Origin of the sequence: Bradyrhizobium sp., assembly GCF_027307225.1 — a bacterium.
In the GTDB taxonomy this organism is placed as follows: Bacteria; Pseudomonadota; Alphaproteobacteria; order Rhizobiales; family Xanthobacteraceae; genus Bradyrhizobium.
This window is the reverse complement of the sequence record NZ_DAHUXJ010000122.1, coordinates 1-13,287: the sequence shown is the minus strand read 5'-3', so window position 1 is coordinate 13,287 and position 13,287 is coordinate 1. Positions and strand designations below refer to the sequence as shown.

13 protein-coding genes are annotated in these 13,287 nt (G+C 62.3%); 4 read left to right on the top strand and 9 right to left on the bottom strand.

Translation table 11 applies throughout. From position 1 onward, the window contains the following. Nucleotides 1–9: 9 nt before the first annotated feature. A complete protein-coding gene (locus tag M6D32_RS20840; RefSeq protein WP_298259753.1) occupies nt 10–702 on the top strand; it encodes a cell cycle transcriptional regulator TrcR in 693 nt (230 codons plus the stop codon). 80 nt (nt 703–782) lie between these two features. Here M6D32_RS20840 and M6D32_RS20835 read toward each other — a convergent pair whose 3' ends face one another. The 5 genes from M6D32_RS20835 to M6D32_RS20815 all read right to left on the bottom strand — a co-directional run bounded on the left by M6D32_RS20835 (nt 783) and on the right by M6D32_RS20815 (nt 6,529). Next, nucleotides 783–1,058, bottom strand: coding sequence for a hypothetical protein (locus tag M6D32_RS20835; RefSeq protein WP_298259752.1), 276 nt, complete (start codon nt 1,056–1,058; stop codon nt 783–785). Nucleotides 1,059–1,115: 57 nt separating this feature from the next. After that, nucleotides 1,116–3,026 carry a propionyl-CoA synthetase gene (locus M6D32_RS20830; protein WP_298259751.1) on the bottom strand — a complete coding sequence of 637 codons (1,911 nt, stop codon included), beginning with the start codon at nt 3,024–3,026 and terminating at the stop codon, nt 1,116–1,118. A gap of 139 nt (nt 3,027–3,165) precedes the next feature. Further along, nucleotides 3,166–4,521: a tetratricopeptide repeat protein gene (locus tag M6D32_RS20825; protein WP_298259750.1), complete on the bottom strand. Its 1,356-nt coding sequence runs from the start codon at nt 4,519–4,521 to the stop codon at nt 3,166–3,168. Between the two features lie 93 nt (nt 4,522–4,614). Continuing rightward, the gene (locus M6D32_RS20820; protein WP_298259749.1) at nt 4,615–5,370 is read right to left on the bottom strand and encodes a hypothetical protein; all 756 of its coding nucleotides are present in this window, start codon (nt 5,368–5,370) and stop codon (nt 4,615–4,617) included. 355 nt (nt 5,371–5,725) lie between these two features. Continuing rightward, nucleotides 5,726–6,529 carry a glucose 1-dehydrogenase gene (locus M6D32_RS20815; RefSeq protein ID WP_298259748.1) on the bottom strand — a complete coding sequence of 268 codons (804 nt, stop codon included), beginning with the start codon at nt 6,527–6,529 and terminating at the stop codon, nt 5,726–5,728. Between the two features lie 338 nt (nt 6,530–6,867). On the opposite strand from M6D32_RS20815, the gene M6D32_RS20810 reads away from it, so the two are divergent. Then, nucleotides 6,868–8,037 (top strand): beta-propeller fold lactonase family protein, encoded by a 1,170-nt coding sequence (locus tag M6D32_RS20810; protein ID WP_298259747.1) that lies wholly within the window; start codon nt 6,868–6,870, stop codon nt 8,035–8,037. 88 nt (nt 8,038–8,125) lie between these two features. Here the strand turns inward: M6D32_RS20810 and M6D32_RS20805 are convergent, their stop codons facing one another. Next, on the bottom strand, nt 8,126–9,022 hold the full coding sequence (locus M6D32_RS20805; protein ID WP_298259746.1) for a CoA ester lyase: 897 nt from the start codon (nt 9,020–9,022) through the stop codon (nt 8,126–8,128). A 6-nt stretch (nt 9,023–9,028) separates the two neighbouring features. Continuing rightward, nucleotides 9,029–9,505, bottom strand: a complete 477-nt coding sequence (locus M6D32_RS20800) for a hypothetical protein (RefSeq protein WP_298259745.1) — start codon at nt 9,503–9,505, stop codon at nt 9,029–9,031. 209 nt (nt 9,506–9,714) lie between these two features. Here M6D32_RS20800 and M6D32_RS20795 point away from each other — a divergent pair, with 209 nt between their 5' ends. Next, entirely contained in the window at nt 9,715–10,014 is a 300-nt protein-coding gene (locus M6D32_RS20795) for a hypothetical protein (protein ID WP_298259744.1), read from the top strand. 13 nt (nt 10,015–10,027) lie between these two features. On the opposite strand, the gene M6D32_RS20790 is transcribed toward M6D32_RS20795, so the two are convergent. Further along, entirely contained in the window at nt 10,028–11,266 is a 1,239-nt protein-coding gene (locus M6D32_RS20790; RefSeq protein ID WP_298259743.1) for a hypothetical protein, read from the bottom strand. 217 nt (nt 11,267–11,483) lie between these two features. After that, nucleotides 11,484–12,461 carry a tripartite tricarboxylate transporter substrate binding protein gene (locus M6D32_RS20785; RefSeq protein ID WP_298259742.1) on the bottom strand — a complete coding sequence of 326 codons (978 nt, stop codon included), beginning with the start codon at nt 12,459–12,461 and terminating at the stop codon, nt 11,484–11,486. 280 nt (nt 12,462–12,741) lie between these two features. Here M6D32_RS20785 and M6D32_RS20780 point away from each other — a divergent pair, with 280 nt between their 5' ends. Continuing rightward, entirely contained in the window at nt 12,742–13,170 is a 429-nt protein-coding gene (locus tag M6D32_RS20780) for a helix-turn-helix domain-containing protein (protein ID WP_298259741.1), read from the top strand. Nucleotides 13,171–13,287 lie beyond the last annotated feature (117 nt).

Here is a 13,287-nt window from a genome sequence, read left to right as displayed (position 1 = left end):
AGATTTGCCATGAGCAATGCACCGCTGATGCCGAAGGCAACTGCCGTGTGGCTGGTCGATAATACCGCTTTGACCTTCGATCAGGTGGCGGATTTCACGAAAATGCATCCGCTCGAGGTGCGCGCCATCGCCGACGGCGACGCCGCCCAGGGAATCAAGGGCATGGACCCGATTTCGACCGGCCAACTGACCCGGGACGAGATCGAAAAGGGTGAACAGGACCCGAATTACCGGCTCAAGATCGCCGAGAGCAAGGTGACGCTGCCGCCGCAGGCCAAGAAGAAGGGCCCGCGCTATACCCCGGTTTCGCGCCGTCACGAGCGGCCGAGCGCGATCCTCTGGCTGGTGCGCAACCACCCGGAATTAAAGGACGCGCAGATCATGCGCCTGGTCGGTACCACCAAGACCACGATCGCCAGCGTCCGCGACCGCACCCATTGGAATGCCTCGACGCTGACCCCAATGGACCCGGTGACGCTCGGCCTGTGCTCGCAGATTGAGCTCGATTTCGAGGTGCAGCGCGCGGCCAAGGAAAAGCCGACCGACATCTCTCACGGCGGCCCGACGCTGCTGCCGGCCTCCGAGACCACCCGCAAGGAAGCGGAACTCGAGGTTACGGAGAAGGAACGCGACGACCTCAACGTCGACGCCGTCTTTGCCAAGTTGAAGACCATCGGCGGCAAGAAGCCGGACCAGGAATAGCTTTTCGAAAACGGCTTTCGGAAGTAGCGCGCCGCGTTCGTCTTGCGAGGCTTTGCGCGCCCAGCGCCGGCCGCCCTCCGTCAGGGGTGAACCGGATTATTCAGCATGTATTCGCCGAGGTCGCGCTGCTTCTTGTCAGCGCGGTCGATGGCGTTGCCGCGTTGGGTATCGCGATCCCTGACGCAGGCGACATATTGCGGCGAGCCGGGCGCGACCTTGCCGCCGGCGCGACAGAAGGTGTCGTCGTCCTCGGTAAAGGCAGAGTTCGCCGGCAACTCGCCGCGATGGGTGCAGGAAACGAGCGCCAGCGACGTCAGCGCCAGCGTGATCGGAAACCTCAGAGCAAAAAGCCGCATGCAAAATCCCGTGATGTCGGGCGGTAGGTGTAGCCCGAATTGTGGGATTTGTAAGCCTTAGGCCCTCCCCTTCAGCGCCTCGGCGATCTCATCCAGCACCTTGGGGTCCTCGATGGTGGCCGGCATCGACCACTGCTCGCCATCGGCGATCTTCTTGATGGTGCCGCGCAGGATTTTCCCCGACCGGGTTTTTGGCAGCCGCGCTACCGTGATCGCTAGCTTGAACGCGGCGACCGGACCGAGCTTCTCGCGCACCAGCGCCACGATTTCCTTTTCGATTTCGTCCGCCTTGCGCGCAACGCCGGCCTTCAGCACCAGGAAGCCGCAGGGCACCTCGCCCTTGATCGCATCCTTGATGCCGAGCACGGCGCATTCGGCGACGTCCGGATGCGACGCCAGGATCTCTTCCATGCCGCCGGTGGAGAGACGATGACCGGCGACGTTGATGATGTCGTCGGTGCGGCCCATCACGAAGACATAGCCGTCTTCGTCGATGTAGCCGGCATCGGACGTTTTGTAATAGCCGGGAAACTCGCTGAAGTAGGCTTCGTTGCAGCGCTCGTCCTGCTGCCACAGCGTCGGCAGCGATCCCGGCGGTAGCGGCAGCTTGATCACGATCGAGCCCATGGCGCCGGCAGGGACCGGCTTTGAGGCTTCATCCACCACCGCGAGGCGATACCCCGGCATCGGCACCGTCGGCGAGCCGTGCTTGACCGGCAGCAGGCCTAAGCCCACCGGGTTGCCGGCGATGCACCAGCCGGTTTCGGTCTGCCACCAGTGGTCGATCACCGGCACCTTCAACTGCTTCTCCGCCCATTCGACCGTCGGCGGGTCGGCGCGTTCGCCGGCCAGAAACAGCGTGCGGAATTTCGACAGGTCGTATTGCCGGATGAACTTGCCTTCAGGGTCTTCCTTGCGGATGGCGCGGAAAGCGGTCGGTGCGGTGAACAGCGCGACCGCGCCGTGCTCGGCGATCACGCGCCAGAACGCGCCGGCGTCGGGAGTGCCGATCGGCTTGCCCTCATACATGATCGAGGTGGCGCCATGGATGAGCGGGCCGTAGACGATATAGCTGTGGCCAACGACCCAGCCGATGTCCGAGGCGCACCACCACACCTCGCCCGGCTTGATGCCGTAGAGGTGGTACATCGACCATTCCACCGCAACCAGATGCCCGCCATTGTCGCGCACGACCCCCTTGGGTATGCCGGTCGTGCCTGACGTATAGAGGATATAGAGCGGATCGGTCGCCAGCACCGGCACGCAGTCGGCGGACTTTTTCGCTTCTATTGCGGCCCCGCGCAAAGCCGCCCAATCGTGATCGCGTCCGGCCGTCAGTTCACAGGTCTGTTGCGACCGTTGCAGGATGATGCAGGCTTGCGGCTTGAACTGCGCGAGCTTGATCGCTTCATCCAGTAGCGGCTTGTAGGCGACGATGCGGCCGGGCTCGATGCCGCAGCTGGCCGAAAAGATCAGTTTCGGTGCGGCATCATCGATCCGCGTCGCGAGCTCCTTGGGCGCGAAACCGCCGAACACCACCGAATGCACCGCGCCGATCCGTGCGCAGGCGAGCATCGCCACCACCGCTTCGGCGACCATCGGCATGTAGATGATGACGCGGTCGCCTTTGGCAATGCCGAAATCGACCATGACCGCAGCCAGTGTCTTCACTTCGTTGAGCAGCTCGGCATAGGTGAATTTGGTGACGCGGCCGGCGAGCGGCGAATCATGAATCAGCGCCAGCTGATCGGCGCGCCCGCGCTCGACATGGCGATCGAGTGCGTTGTAGCAGGTGTTGACGACGGCGCCGGCAAACCAGCGGCCGTAAAGACCCTGGCTGGGATCGAATATTTTTTCCGCCGGCTTGATCCAGTCGATCTCGCGTGCGGCTTCGCCCCAAAAGCCTTCGGGATCGCGGAGCGAGCACGCATGGGCCTCTTGATACCGGCTTTTTCCGTGAATGTTCATGGCACCTCTCCCGAGGCCTGTCCTACTTATCGTCATGGCCGGGCATAACGATGCGGAGCGGCCGCTGATTGTTTAACGGCCATTGTCATCCGAAGCGGCACAAGATCAAGCCGGAACAGATCAGCCCTTCGGATAAAGGCTATCGCCTGGAGATGGCGCTGAGCTGATCGACCCGCTCGGCCATCGCCTGACGCAGGTCATAGCCGGGGCGGCCATAGGAGGCGTTGCGTCTCTCGATGAATTCGCGCTGCTGCCGCGTCAGGTTCAGCGCAGCACGATGACTATTGTTCTCCGCAGCCGCGATCGCCTTCAGGAAGGCATCGCTCATGTTGCGGTCGAGCCGGGCGAGTTCGGGATCGGCACAAATCGCCTTCTCCACCGGACGCCTGACGACTGCACAATTGAAGCTCGGCAAGGCACCTTCGTCCTTCAGCTCGCCCAAACGTCCGATTTCGAGCGAGACTTTCCTGTAATTGTCGGCGGCCTTGGCGTCGGAGGGATTGAGCCGAACAGCTTCCGCATAATCCTGCGACGCGCGCTCGCGGTCACCCTTGCGCTGCCACGCCGCGCCGCGATTGTTGAACGCGCGCTGGAATTTGCCATCGAGCTTCACGGCGGCATCATAATCGGCGATAGCGCGGTCGTAGTCGTTCATCGCCTGGTAGGCATCGCCGCGGTTGGTGAGGAAGTTCGCCTGCGGACGGATCTTGATCGCCTGATCGAAGTCGGCGATCGCACCGGTGTAATCGCCGTTGCCGTAGAGATCGAGCCCGCGATTGTCGAAGAACTCGGGGTTTGACGGATCGATCCGGATCGCGGACGTTTCGTCGTCGAGCGCGTGCTGGATGTTGCCGAGCTTGCGATAGGCTGCGCCGCGGTTGGTGTAGGTTTGCGCCCGGTTCGGATCGAGCTTGATGGCCTGATCGTCGTCGCCAATCGCCTTCTGATACTCGCCCTTGAAATACCAGGCGGCAGCGCGATCGGCATGGGCCAGCGCGAATTCAGGCTTCAGCCGCAGCGCCTCGTCGTAGTCCTCGATGGCGCGGTCATATTTACCGGCATTGTTGAAAATATTGGCGCGGGTTTCATAGCCCTGGGCGTTACCGGGTTCGAGCCGGATCGCCTGGTTCAGCGCGTCGAACGCTTCGACGGTCTTGCGTTGCTGGCGCAGGATTTCGCCGCGAGCCCGGTAAGCGTGGGCGGGATTGGGGTCGTCGGCGATGACGCGACCAAGCTCGTCCAGCGCCTTGTCGCTCTCGCCAGCCTTGTGACGCGCCATCGCCCGCACGACCATGGCCTGGAAGCGATCGGCGGCCGGTGTTGCGGGATTGTCGATCAGCGCGGTACAGCTGTCGATCAGTCTGGCCGCCGCGGCATCCGAATGCGGGGCGCAGACGACGGCCGGCTCGGCCTCCGTTTCGGCATGAGCGGCGGCCAAAGGCAAGGTAGCGGCGGCCAAAATGGCGACGGCAAACGGCGAGGCAAAGGGTCGCATGACCGGCTCTTGATCGTCGGGGTAATCGGCATCGCTGCCGATTTGAGCCATTTGTCGCTTTAGCCGCCCACGAGGTTCACGGGCCGGAAAGGCTCAGGGCCGCTGCACCGCCAGCAAATGGTCGAGCCGGCCCCGCATCATCTTTTGCAGGTCGAAACCGGGCCGCCCGAATTCGGCCTTGCGGCGGCTGAGGAATTCGTCCTGCTCGCGCTGCATGGCGCGGCCCGAACGCGGACTGGCCTGGCTCGCTTCGCGCACAACCCTGGTGTTCACGGCGTTAATCTCCCGATCGAGATTGGCGAGTTCGGGATTGGCGCAGATCGCCTTTTCGACCGGGCGTCTCGCGGAGGCGCAATTGAAACTCGGCTTGTCGTTGACCGCCATCATCGCGCCGATGCGCTCGATCTCCAGCGACAACGATTTGTAATTGGCTTTCGCGGCGGCGTTGCGGGGATTGAGCTTGAACGCAGTGCCGAAGTCCGAAAGCGCGTGAACTCGGTCACCCTTTCGGCGATAAAGTTCGCCGCGCGCATTGAATGCGTCGGCCAGCGTCGGATCGAGCCTGAGCGCAATGTCGTCATCGCCGATCGCGCGATCGATCTCGCCGTTGCGGTCATAGGCTGAGGCGCGCGCGACGGCGGCCTTGACGCGATCGGCCTTCGGCGCCTTGTCGTTGCCGATCAACGCGGCACACGAGGCGATGATCTTCTCATCATCGGCCGCCGTGACCGCCGCCATGCAGGGCGCGGAATCGATCTGTTCGGTGGTGGGCTCGACCGGTGCCGCGGACGCCATCTGCGGCACCAGCGCCAGCCACAAAACGGCGGCCGTCAGTACCGCCGATCTCAAGTCCCTGCACCACAAGCGGCGAATTCGATCAGGGACTTCAGATCGATAAAGCGGTACTGGAATCAGTAGCTTTGCTAGTGCCCACAACTTTCCGAAGTTCGTGAAAGTGCGTGCTGCGATAGAGCACGAACTTCGGAAAGTGGGCACTAGTACCGCCGATCTGAAGTCCCTGCACCACAAGCGGCGAATTCGATCAGGGACTTCAGATCGATAAAGCGGTACTGGAATCAGTCGCTTTGCTAGTGCCCACAACTTTCCGAAGTTCGTGAAAGTGCGTGCTGCGATAGAGCACGAACTTCGGAAAGTGGGCACTAGTTTGCGGATCGGCATCGCAAATGAAAAATGCATCTGGCTTTCACGTCACTTTCAGCGTGATGCCGCCGTCGACAACGAGTTCGATGCCGGTGACGTATTTCGATTCGTCGGAAGCCAGAAACAAGGCGGCGTTGGCGACGTCCCAGGCATCGCCCATATGTCCCATCGGCACCTGCGCGTCACGCGCCCGCCACATCGCCTCCACGTCGCCTTTGGCATAGCTCGCCGCAAGGCCCACCGAGTGCGCCACCATCGGCGTTTTCATCAGGCCCGGCAGGACGCCATTGACGCGAACTTTCTGGGCGGCGAACTCGACGGCCGTGGTGCGCGTCATCTGGTTCATCGCCGCCTTCGTGGCCGCATAGGTGACATAGGAAATGCCGAGGTGCCGGATCGAAGCAATCGAGGAGATGTTGATGATGGACCCGCCGCCTTGCGCTACCATGACAGGGATGACGTGCTTCATGGCGAGATAGGCGCTCTTGAGATTGACGGCGAAGACGCGGTCCCAGTCGGCCTCGGCCACATCGACCACGCTGCCGGTCTCGGCGATGCCGACATTGTTGTCGAGCACATCGATGCGACCGTAAGTCTTTCGGCATGCCGCTACCATTGCCGCGATGTCCTCAGACCGCGACGCGTCGGCGGCAAAAGCGGTCGCCTTGCCGCCTTCGCCCGTGATGATCCCGGCGGTCTCGGAGGCGCCCGCAGCGTTGCGATCGACGCAAAACACCTGTGCGCCCTCGCGTGCAAAGGTCACGGCCGTCGCCTTGCCGTTGCCCCAGCCCGGCCCGATCGAACCGGCGCCAACCACGATCGCCGTCTTGCCTTGCAGTCGTCCCAAAGGACCTCTCCCATTTTTGTTGCAGCTTTGGCTGGGCAAAGCCTCGCGGTCAACCGTTGAGTGGCGCGCCGAGGGAACCACTGGCTGACCCTGCTTGTTGAAAATCGTCGAACGAAGTGGGGTTGAGCTTGCCGCAGGCGGGAAACAGCGTGGAGCGCAAGCTGGATGCGCGCCGATATCCGCGACGGTCCTGGGCCCGCCTCGCGATCTATCTGCTGACCGAACGGAGATGGGATACGAATGTTAGAATCGGACCACTAGCAAGGACAGGCCTCCCCGCGTAATGTCCGCCCGTAAACCTGCCCGACAGAGAGGCCGGTTTCGGGGAGGACGCGAATATGCCTGTTTTTCGAAAGCTTGGATTTGCGCTGGCGACGACGATGCTGTGCGGCGTTGGTGTTAACTGTGTTTCTGCCAAGCCCTTCATGATCGTCGGCCTCGACGAGAAGCTCACCTGGGACGATGCAGGCAAGGGCGTACTTGCCGCGCCGGGCAAGGATGCCGTTCTGATCGTCGATCTCGCCAATCCGGAGGCGCCCAAGATCGTAGCCACCCTGCCGCTTGAAAACTCGGTGATCGGACCGCCGGTCAATGTCGACATCGATCCGACCGGTTCGGTCGCGCTCGTTGCCGACTCCGTGGACGTCGTCAAGGACGGCGATGCGCTCAAGCAGGTGCCGGATAACAAGATCTTCGTGATCGACATGAAAGCCAACCCGCCGAAGCTGGCAGCGACCCTCACCGGCGGCAAGCAGCCGTCGGGCTTGAACTTCAGCCCGGACGGCAAGATGGCGCTGGTCGCCAACCGCGGCGACAATTCGATCAGCGTGCTTTCGGTCAACGGCACCGACGTCAAGATCACCGACACCATCACTTTCCCCGACAGCGTCGCCCATGTGATGTTCACGCCCGACGGCAAGCATGCGCTGGCCGTGAGATTCCCGGCGCACAAGGTATCGGTGCTCGACGTTAACGGCGGCAAGGTGACCTACAGCAAGATCGATCTGCCGACCGGCCAGTGGCCCTATAACGTGGTGATCGCGCCGAACAGCAAACTTGCGCTGACTTCGGATAACGGCAATTCCGGCGCTTCCGACGGCAGTGTCGACACTACGAGCGTGATCGACCTCGAGGCGAATCCGCCGCGGATCATCGACCGCGTCGTGGTCGGCGACGGACCGGAAGGACTTGCGATGTCGCCGAAGGGCGATGTCGCGGTCGCGGCGATCCTGCGCGGCTCCAACAACAAGAAGGCATTTTACTATCAGAAGAACGGCAGCCTCTCGATCCTGAAGATCGACGGCAAGAAGGTAACCAAGACCCAGGATATCGAGGTCGGCGGCTTGCCTGAGGCGGTCGCGTTCACGCCGGACGGCAAATATCTTCTGGCCGGCAACTTTCTGGACCAGGATTTTTCGATCCTGAAGGTCGATGGCACCAAGGTCACTGACACCGGCAAGCGCTTCAAGGTGCCGGGTCATCCAGCCTCGGCGCGGATGGGGCACTGAGGCGATCGCCATCCGCAACGGCGGCGTTTGACCCCCACCCCAACCCTCTCCTTTTCAGGGGGAGGGAGCGCTGCGTAATTCGGCGAACTCAATCGCCCAGCTCAAATTCCTGCATCGCCTCGTGACGGGCGAGCAGGCGTTTGGCGGTGGCATAGGCCGGCAGTTCGACCAGCGCGCCATCGAGTTCGACGCGGCCCTGCCCGGCAGCGCGCGCGGACTCGAACACCGTGACAAGGCGGCGCGCGCGACGAACTTCGTCCTCGTCAGGCGAAAGAATGCCGTTGACGATCTGCGCATGGGCGAGGTCGACGGCGCTTTTGGCGACATAACCGAGCCGCCGCGCCCAGCGCGTGTCACGCGTAAGGCCGTCGATATCGCTGAACGTATAGGGGCAATCGACCGCGACCGTGCCGGCGGCGACGCATTCGACCAGGAAGCGCTGGCGGCAGTAGGCGATTTCGAGACCGTCTTGCCCGCGCTCGGCGCCGAGATCGGCGGCCATATCTTCGGAAGCCATCAGGCAGGCGACCGTCCTGGGACTGGCTTTGGCGATCGCCGCCGTCTGCACGAGACCGCGGGCGAATTCGATGTTCGGCAACAGCGCGGTCGAGCCTTCGGGGATGCGATACTGCCGTTCGAAACGCCTCACCGCCTCGTCCAGCCGCGTCACATGGTGCGGCTCGGCGACTTTCGGCAGCGCCACGATATCGGGCGCCCCGCGCATCACGGCCGCCAGATCATCCATGCCGTCCTGATCGAGCGGATTGACGCGCACGGCGACCATCTGGCCGGCGGCGCGCCAGGACGCATAAAGGTCGGGGGCAAGCGCCCGCGCTGCGGCACGCAATTCGGGCGGCGTGAAATCCTCGAGCTCCTGGATCAGGACGTCTGCGCCGCTCGTGGGCGCACGGGACAGCGCTGTTTCATTGGCGCCTTCGACGAAGAGCCAGGAGCGGCAAAATCGCGCAGGCCGCAGGCGACGCATGGACCGTCACTGGAACGTCATGTCGAGGCATTTGGAAATGTCCGAGCCGAGGCCCGAAGAGATGGTGATGCAGCCTCGGACGCGCTGCTTGGCATTGTCGCTGACCCAGATCGAGTAGCCGCCGGGCCCGAAGAACGAGTTGGTGTTCGGCGGCTCGGTTTCGGTGGCATCGAAGGAGTATTCGGAATCGGTCTCGAAAACGCGCTGCTTCCTGGTGCAGCCGCCATCGGCCTGAACGTTGATCACTTCCTTGTTGTCACGCGTCAGCGCCAGCGACACCTGGCAGCGAAAATATTCCGACGTCCTGGCGTTGAAGAGATAGGCGTACGACTTGCAGGTGGCCGTATTGAGCTTGCCAGCCATCAGCCCCCGGCTACAGGCAATGCGCTGATTGCTGCTGAGCTTGAACTCATCCGCGCTGGCCGCATTCGCCAGCGGCAGCAACAACGCAACGGCAAAGCCGATTTTCACAATTTGATTCATCCTGATTGTCCCCGGTGCGGCGGTAGGCACGTTTTCTGCCGGCTCACGCGTCGTTCAGCCAAGATAGTCGCGAAGGCGCGGAATGACAAAGTCATTCGCCGAAACTGACGATATGCGCCAGCATGTTGACGGGCTGACATCGTTCGTGATTTGTTCAAAACGGGACGGCCGCACGCGCATGCGGTCACGATTGGGAGGATGATGAGGACATGACGCGTTTTTCGATCAGGCCATTGATCGCCGCAGCGGCACTCGCCGCGCTGACAGTGCCGGCCTTTGCGGAAGCTGGGACGCCGTGGGACTTGAAGGCCGACATGGGCTACGCCTACGGCAAGGACGGCAAAACCCACGCCTACAAGATGGGGACCAGCAATGCCGCCCTGCTGCTCAAGGGCGCCAAGAAGGTGCCGAAGGGCACGCTGTTCTTCCTCGGACAGAACGGACAGCTTTATATGCGCAAGGGCCCCTATCTCAACGATGACGGCAGCTTCGTGTTCGGGCCGGAATAACGGCCCAATTCCATCATCGCGCGGACGTCGCCTGGGCAGACAACGGAGCGGCCTGATAGAGCGCCGCCGCAAGCTCCTTCGCGCCCGGCTGGCCAGAGTTCGCGTCCATCCGGTTGTCGGTGATCGCTAGCAGCTTGGCGACGGTGTTGTGGCGGATCGCCACCGGGTTGCGCTCATAGCCGCCGCGCTGGAAGAAATTCGAGGTCGGCACCTGCTCGCGCATCGCCTGCGGCATCGTCACCATATCGAGCCCGGTGCCGTCGCCGGTGAGATTCATCATTTCGAGTTCAGCGGCGGTGAGCGGACGGTTATAGCCCTTGGCGCGTGCGAAGATCACCGAGGTCAGGAGCTTGTGCGTTTGCAGAAGCGGGCCGACGTCGATGTCGAGCACCATCGCATGCAGCGCCCAGCCCTGCGGCGTATCGGCAAGTTTCTCATGCGCCGACCATTCGTCCGGTACCGAGCGCGCATAGGCCACCATCTTCTTCAGTACCGCGATCTTGCGGTCCAGGATTTGACGGGGTTGTCCCGAAAGAATGGCCGCCTTTTGCGTCAGCGCTCGCACGAATTCAGGCCCCTGCTCGGCGAGCAGTTCGATGCTGTTGGTGGTGAGCAGCTGGTTGTAGCCCATCGCGGTCGAAATCGCGCGCTTGCCGCCATGCTCTATTCCCGCCTGCACATCGTAATTTCCGGTGCCGCCGGTCTCGAACGAGTAGACCCGCACCGCCTGCTCGCGTGTCAGCCCTGCGGCCAGCGCGACGCGCGCATAGGCGCGCTTGAATTCGATCTCGCTCGACGGCTTTTGCGGTGTCCACTGAAACTGTTCGCTCGCCGCCTGCATGAGATCGCCGACCACCGGGATCGCCTTGTGCTGGCGCGGCGGCCGCGCTTCGGGCGCCTCCGGTTCAGGATTCACCGGCCGCCTCGGTCCGCGATAGCTAGGGGGCTGCGTCAACACATAGTCGTCGAGCGCGATGGCAAGATGCTCGCGCCGCTTGGCGTTGCGGCCGCGCCGCTTCTCGACGATCGCACTCCAGTAGGCGCCGGCCTCCTGTTCGAACGCCGCGCGCGCTTTCTGATATTCAGCGAGCCGCCTGCGATATTCTGCGATCGCATAAGGCGAAGCGGCCTGCGCCATGGTGTTCGCAACCGGCGGCGCAACGCTGTCTTCGGCCTCAACCGGCGCGCTCAGCAACAGCGCGAGCGCAAAACATCCGGCGCTAGTACCCACTTTCCGAAGTTCGTGCACCATCTCAGCACCCACCTTTCACGAACTTCGGAAAGTCACGGGTACTAGCAAAATAATGATTCTAGTACCGCTTTTCGATCTGACGTCCCTTAAACGAACTCGCCGCTCACGGTGTAGGGACTTCAGATCGGCGGTACTAGAGCGAATCATTTGATCGAACATGGCCGACTTTAGAACATAGGAAGACCGGGAGGGAACGGCTTTTGCGCGAAACGCCGTATTACTCCGGCTCGACGCCGCTTGCCTTCACGAGTTCCGACCACTTCTTTTCGTCCTTGTCGATAAAGTCGGCATATTGTTGCGGCGTGCTGGGCGTGATCTCCGTGCCGTCCAATTCGAGCTGCTTTTTCACCGCATCTGAGGCAAGCGCGTCCCGCAAAGCCTTGTTGAGCCGGTCGATCACCCCAGGCGGCGTACCCGCAGGCGCGACAAGCCCATAGACCAGCACCGCATCGAAACCGGTCACGCCTGCTTCGATCATGGTCGGCACTTCAGGCAATAATTTGTTGCGGCGAGCCGAGGTCACGGCGAGCGCCCGCAGCAGCCCGCCCTTGACGTTGCCCGCCGTGGTCGCGATCGGCGAAAACGACATCGGAATATGCCCACCCAACAGGTCGCTGATGGCGGGCCCCGTTCCCTTGTAGGGAATGTGAACAATCTTGACGCCGGTCGCCTGGGCAAAATATTCGCCCGTGATGTGGCCGACGGTGCCGATCCCGGCGGAGCCGAAATTGACCTTGCCCGGATTGGCCTTGGCATAGGCGACGAGCTCGGCCACGGTTTTCGCCGGGAATGAGGGATGCACCACCAGCGAAGACGGCGAGCTGCCGATCATGCCGTTGGGTTTGAAATCCTTGCGCGGATCGTAGCCGGCATTGCGGTAGAGCGAGGGCGCAATCGCAAGCGTGCCGGTGTAGCCGAGCAGAAGCGTGTAGCCGTCGGGCTCGCTTTTCGCCACCGACTTGCTGCCGACCGTGCCGCCTGCCCCGCCCCTGTTGTCGACGACGATGCTCTCGCCGAGCAACTCGCTCATCTTGTCGGCGATGATACGCCCGACGATCGACGTCGAGCCGCCCGGCGGGAACGGGACCACCATCGTAATGGTGCGGTTCGGATAGTTTTGTGCGCGCGCCGCGCCGAGGCTGCCGCATATACCGAGCGCCAAAAGCATCGCAAACAACGCGCGCGAATGGCGCATGATGAACCTCCCGGAGAACCCTGTTTTCTCCATCGTCCTAGAAAGAACAGGCCTTCGCAAGGCGACCATTCGGGCCAGTGTCCCGGTTTTGACATTCGTGTCATGTCGCGGCGGGCACTTTTACGAATGTCAAAACCGAAAGGACACTGGCAAATATCGGCTTCTAGTCGGTCGCTTCAATTAATTTGAACAGGCGGTCTTTTTGTGATTCGATTCCGTCGCGACGCGGGCGACGGAGGCGATGATGGCTGCCAGGGAGATTTCGGTAAAGAAGTATGTTGTGCGGCTGAGCGGCGAGGAACGCGAACGGCTAGAAGCGCTGATACGCAAAGGCAGGAGCCCGGCGCAGCGGCTGCTGAAGGCGCGGATATTGTTGAAGGCCGATGTCTCGCAAGCCGGTGCAGGCTGGAGCGACAGCCGGATCATCAAGGCTTTGGAGACCAGCGTTTCGATGGTTTACCGGGTCCGAAAGCAACTGGTGGAAGAAGGCTTCGAGGCGGTGTTGAGTCGCAAGCAACGGGCGACACCGGGGGTTGCGCGGATTTTTGACGGCGAGAAGGAAGCCAAACTGATTGCCCTGGCTTGTTCCAAGCCGCCCAAGGGACGCGCGCGCTGGACCCTGCGGCTGTTGGAGAAAAAGGTCGTGGAACTGAAGATTGTCGATCGTGCCAGCGACTCAACGATCGGGAATGTCAGAAGTTTTGTGTAAGAGGCCCCCGTGATGGTGGTTGCGGTCAGCGAACTGACCCTCGATAGTCAGTTCGCTGACCGAGGAAATCGGTCACCGAACTGGATGGCAAATTGCCCCATGGCGTTGGTCCATTCA

What these genes read in the sequence shown, in the direction of transcription:
- M6D32_RS20840 (WP_298259753.1), top strand. Translation starts at nt 10, where the DNA reads ATGAGCAATGCACCGCTGATGCCGAAGGCAACTGCCGTGTGGCTGGTC.
- M6D32_RS20835 (WP_298259752.1), bottom strand. Translation starts at nt 1,058, where the DNA reads ATGCGGCTTTTTGCTCTGAGGTTTCCGATCACGCTGGCGCTGACGTCG.
- M6D32_RS20830 (WP_298259751.1), bottom strand. Translation starts at nt 3,026, where the DNA reads ATGAACATTCACGGAAAAAGCCGGTATCAAGAGGCCCATGCGTGCTCG.
- M6D32_RS20825 (WP_298259750.1), bottom strand. Translation starts at nt 4,521, where the DNA reads ATGCGACCCTTTGCCTCGCCGTTTGCCGTCGCCATTTTGGCCGCCGCT.
- M6D32_RS20810 (WP_298259747.1), top strand. Translation starts at nt 6,868, where the DNA reads ATGCCTGTTTTTCGAAAGCTTGGATTTGCGCTGGCGACGACGATGCTG.
- M6D32_RS20805 (WP_298259746.1), bottom strand. Translation starts at nt 9,022, where the DNA reads ATGCGTCGCCTGCGGCCTGCGCGATTTTGCCGCTCCTGGCTCTTCGTC.
- M6D32_RS20800 (WP_298259745.1), bottom strand. Translation starts at nt 9,505, where the DNA reads ATGAATCAAATTGTGAAAATCGGCTTTGCCGTTGCGTTGTTGCTGCCG.
- M6D32_RS20795 (WP_298259744.1), top strand. Translation starts at nt 9,715, where the DNA reads ATGACGCGTTTTTCGATCAGGCCATTGATCGCCGCAGCGGCACTCGCC.
- M6D32_RS20790 (WP_298259743.1), bottom strand. Translation starts at nt 11,266, where the DNA reads ATGGTGCACGAACTTCGGAAAGTGGGTACTAGCGCCGGATGTTTTGCG.
- M6D32_RS20785 (WP_298259742.1), bottom strand. Translation starts at nt 12,461, where the DNA reads ATGCGCCATTCGCGCGCGTTGTTTGCGATGCTTTTGGCGCTCGGTATA.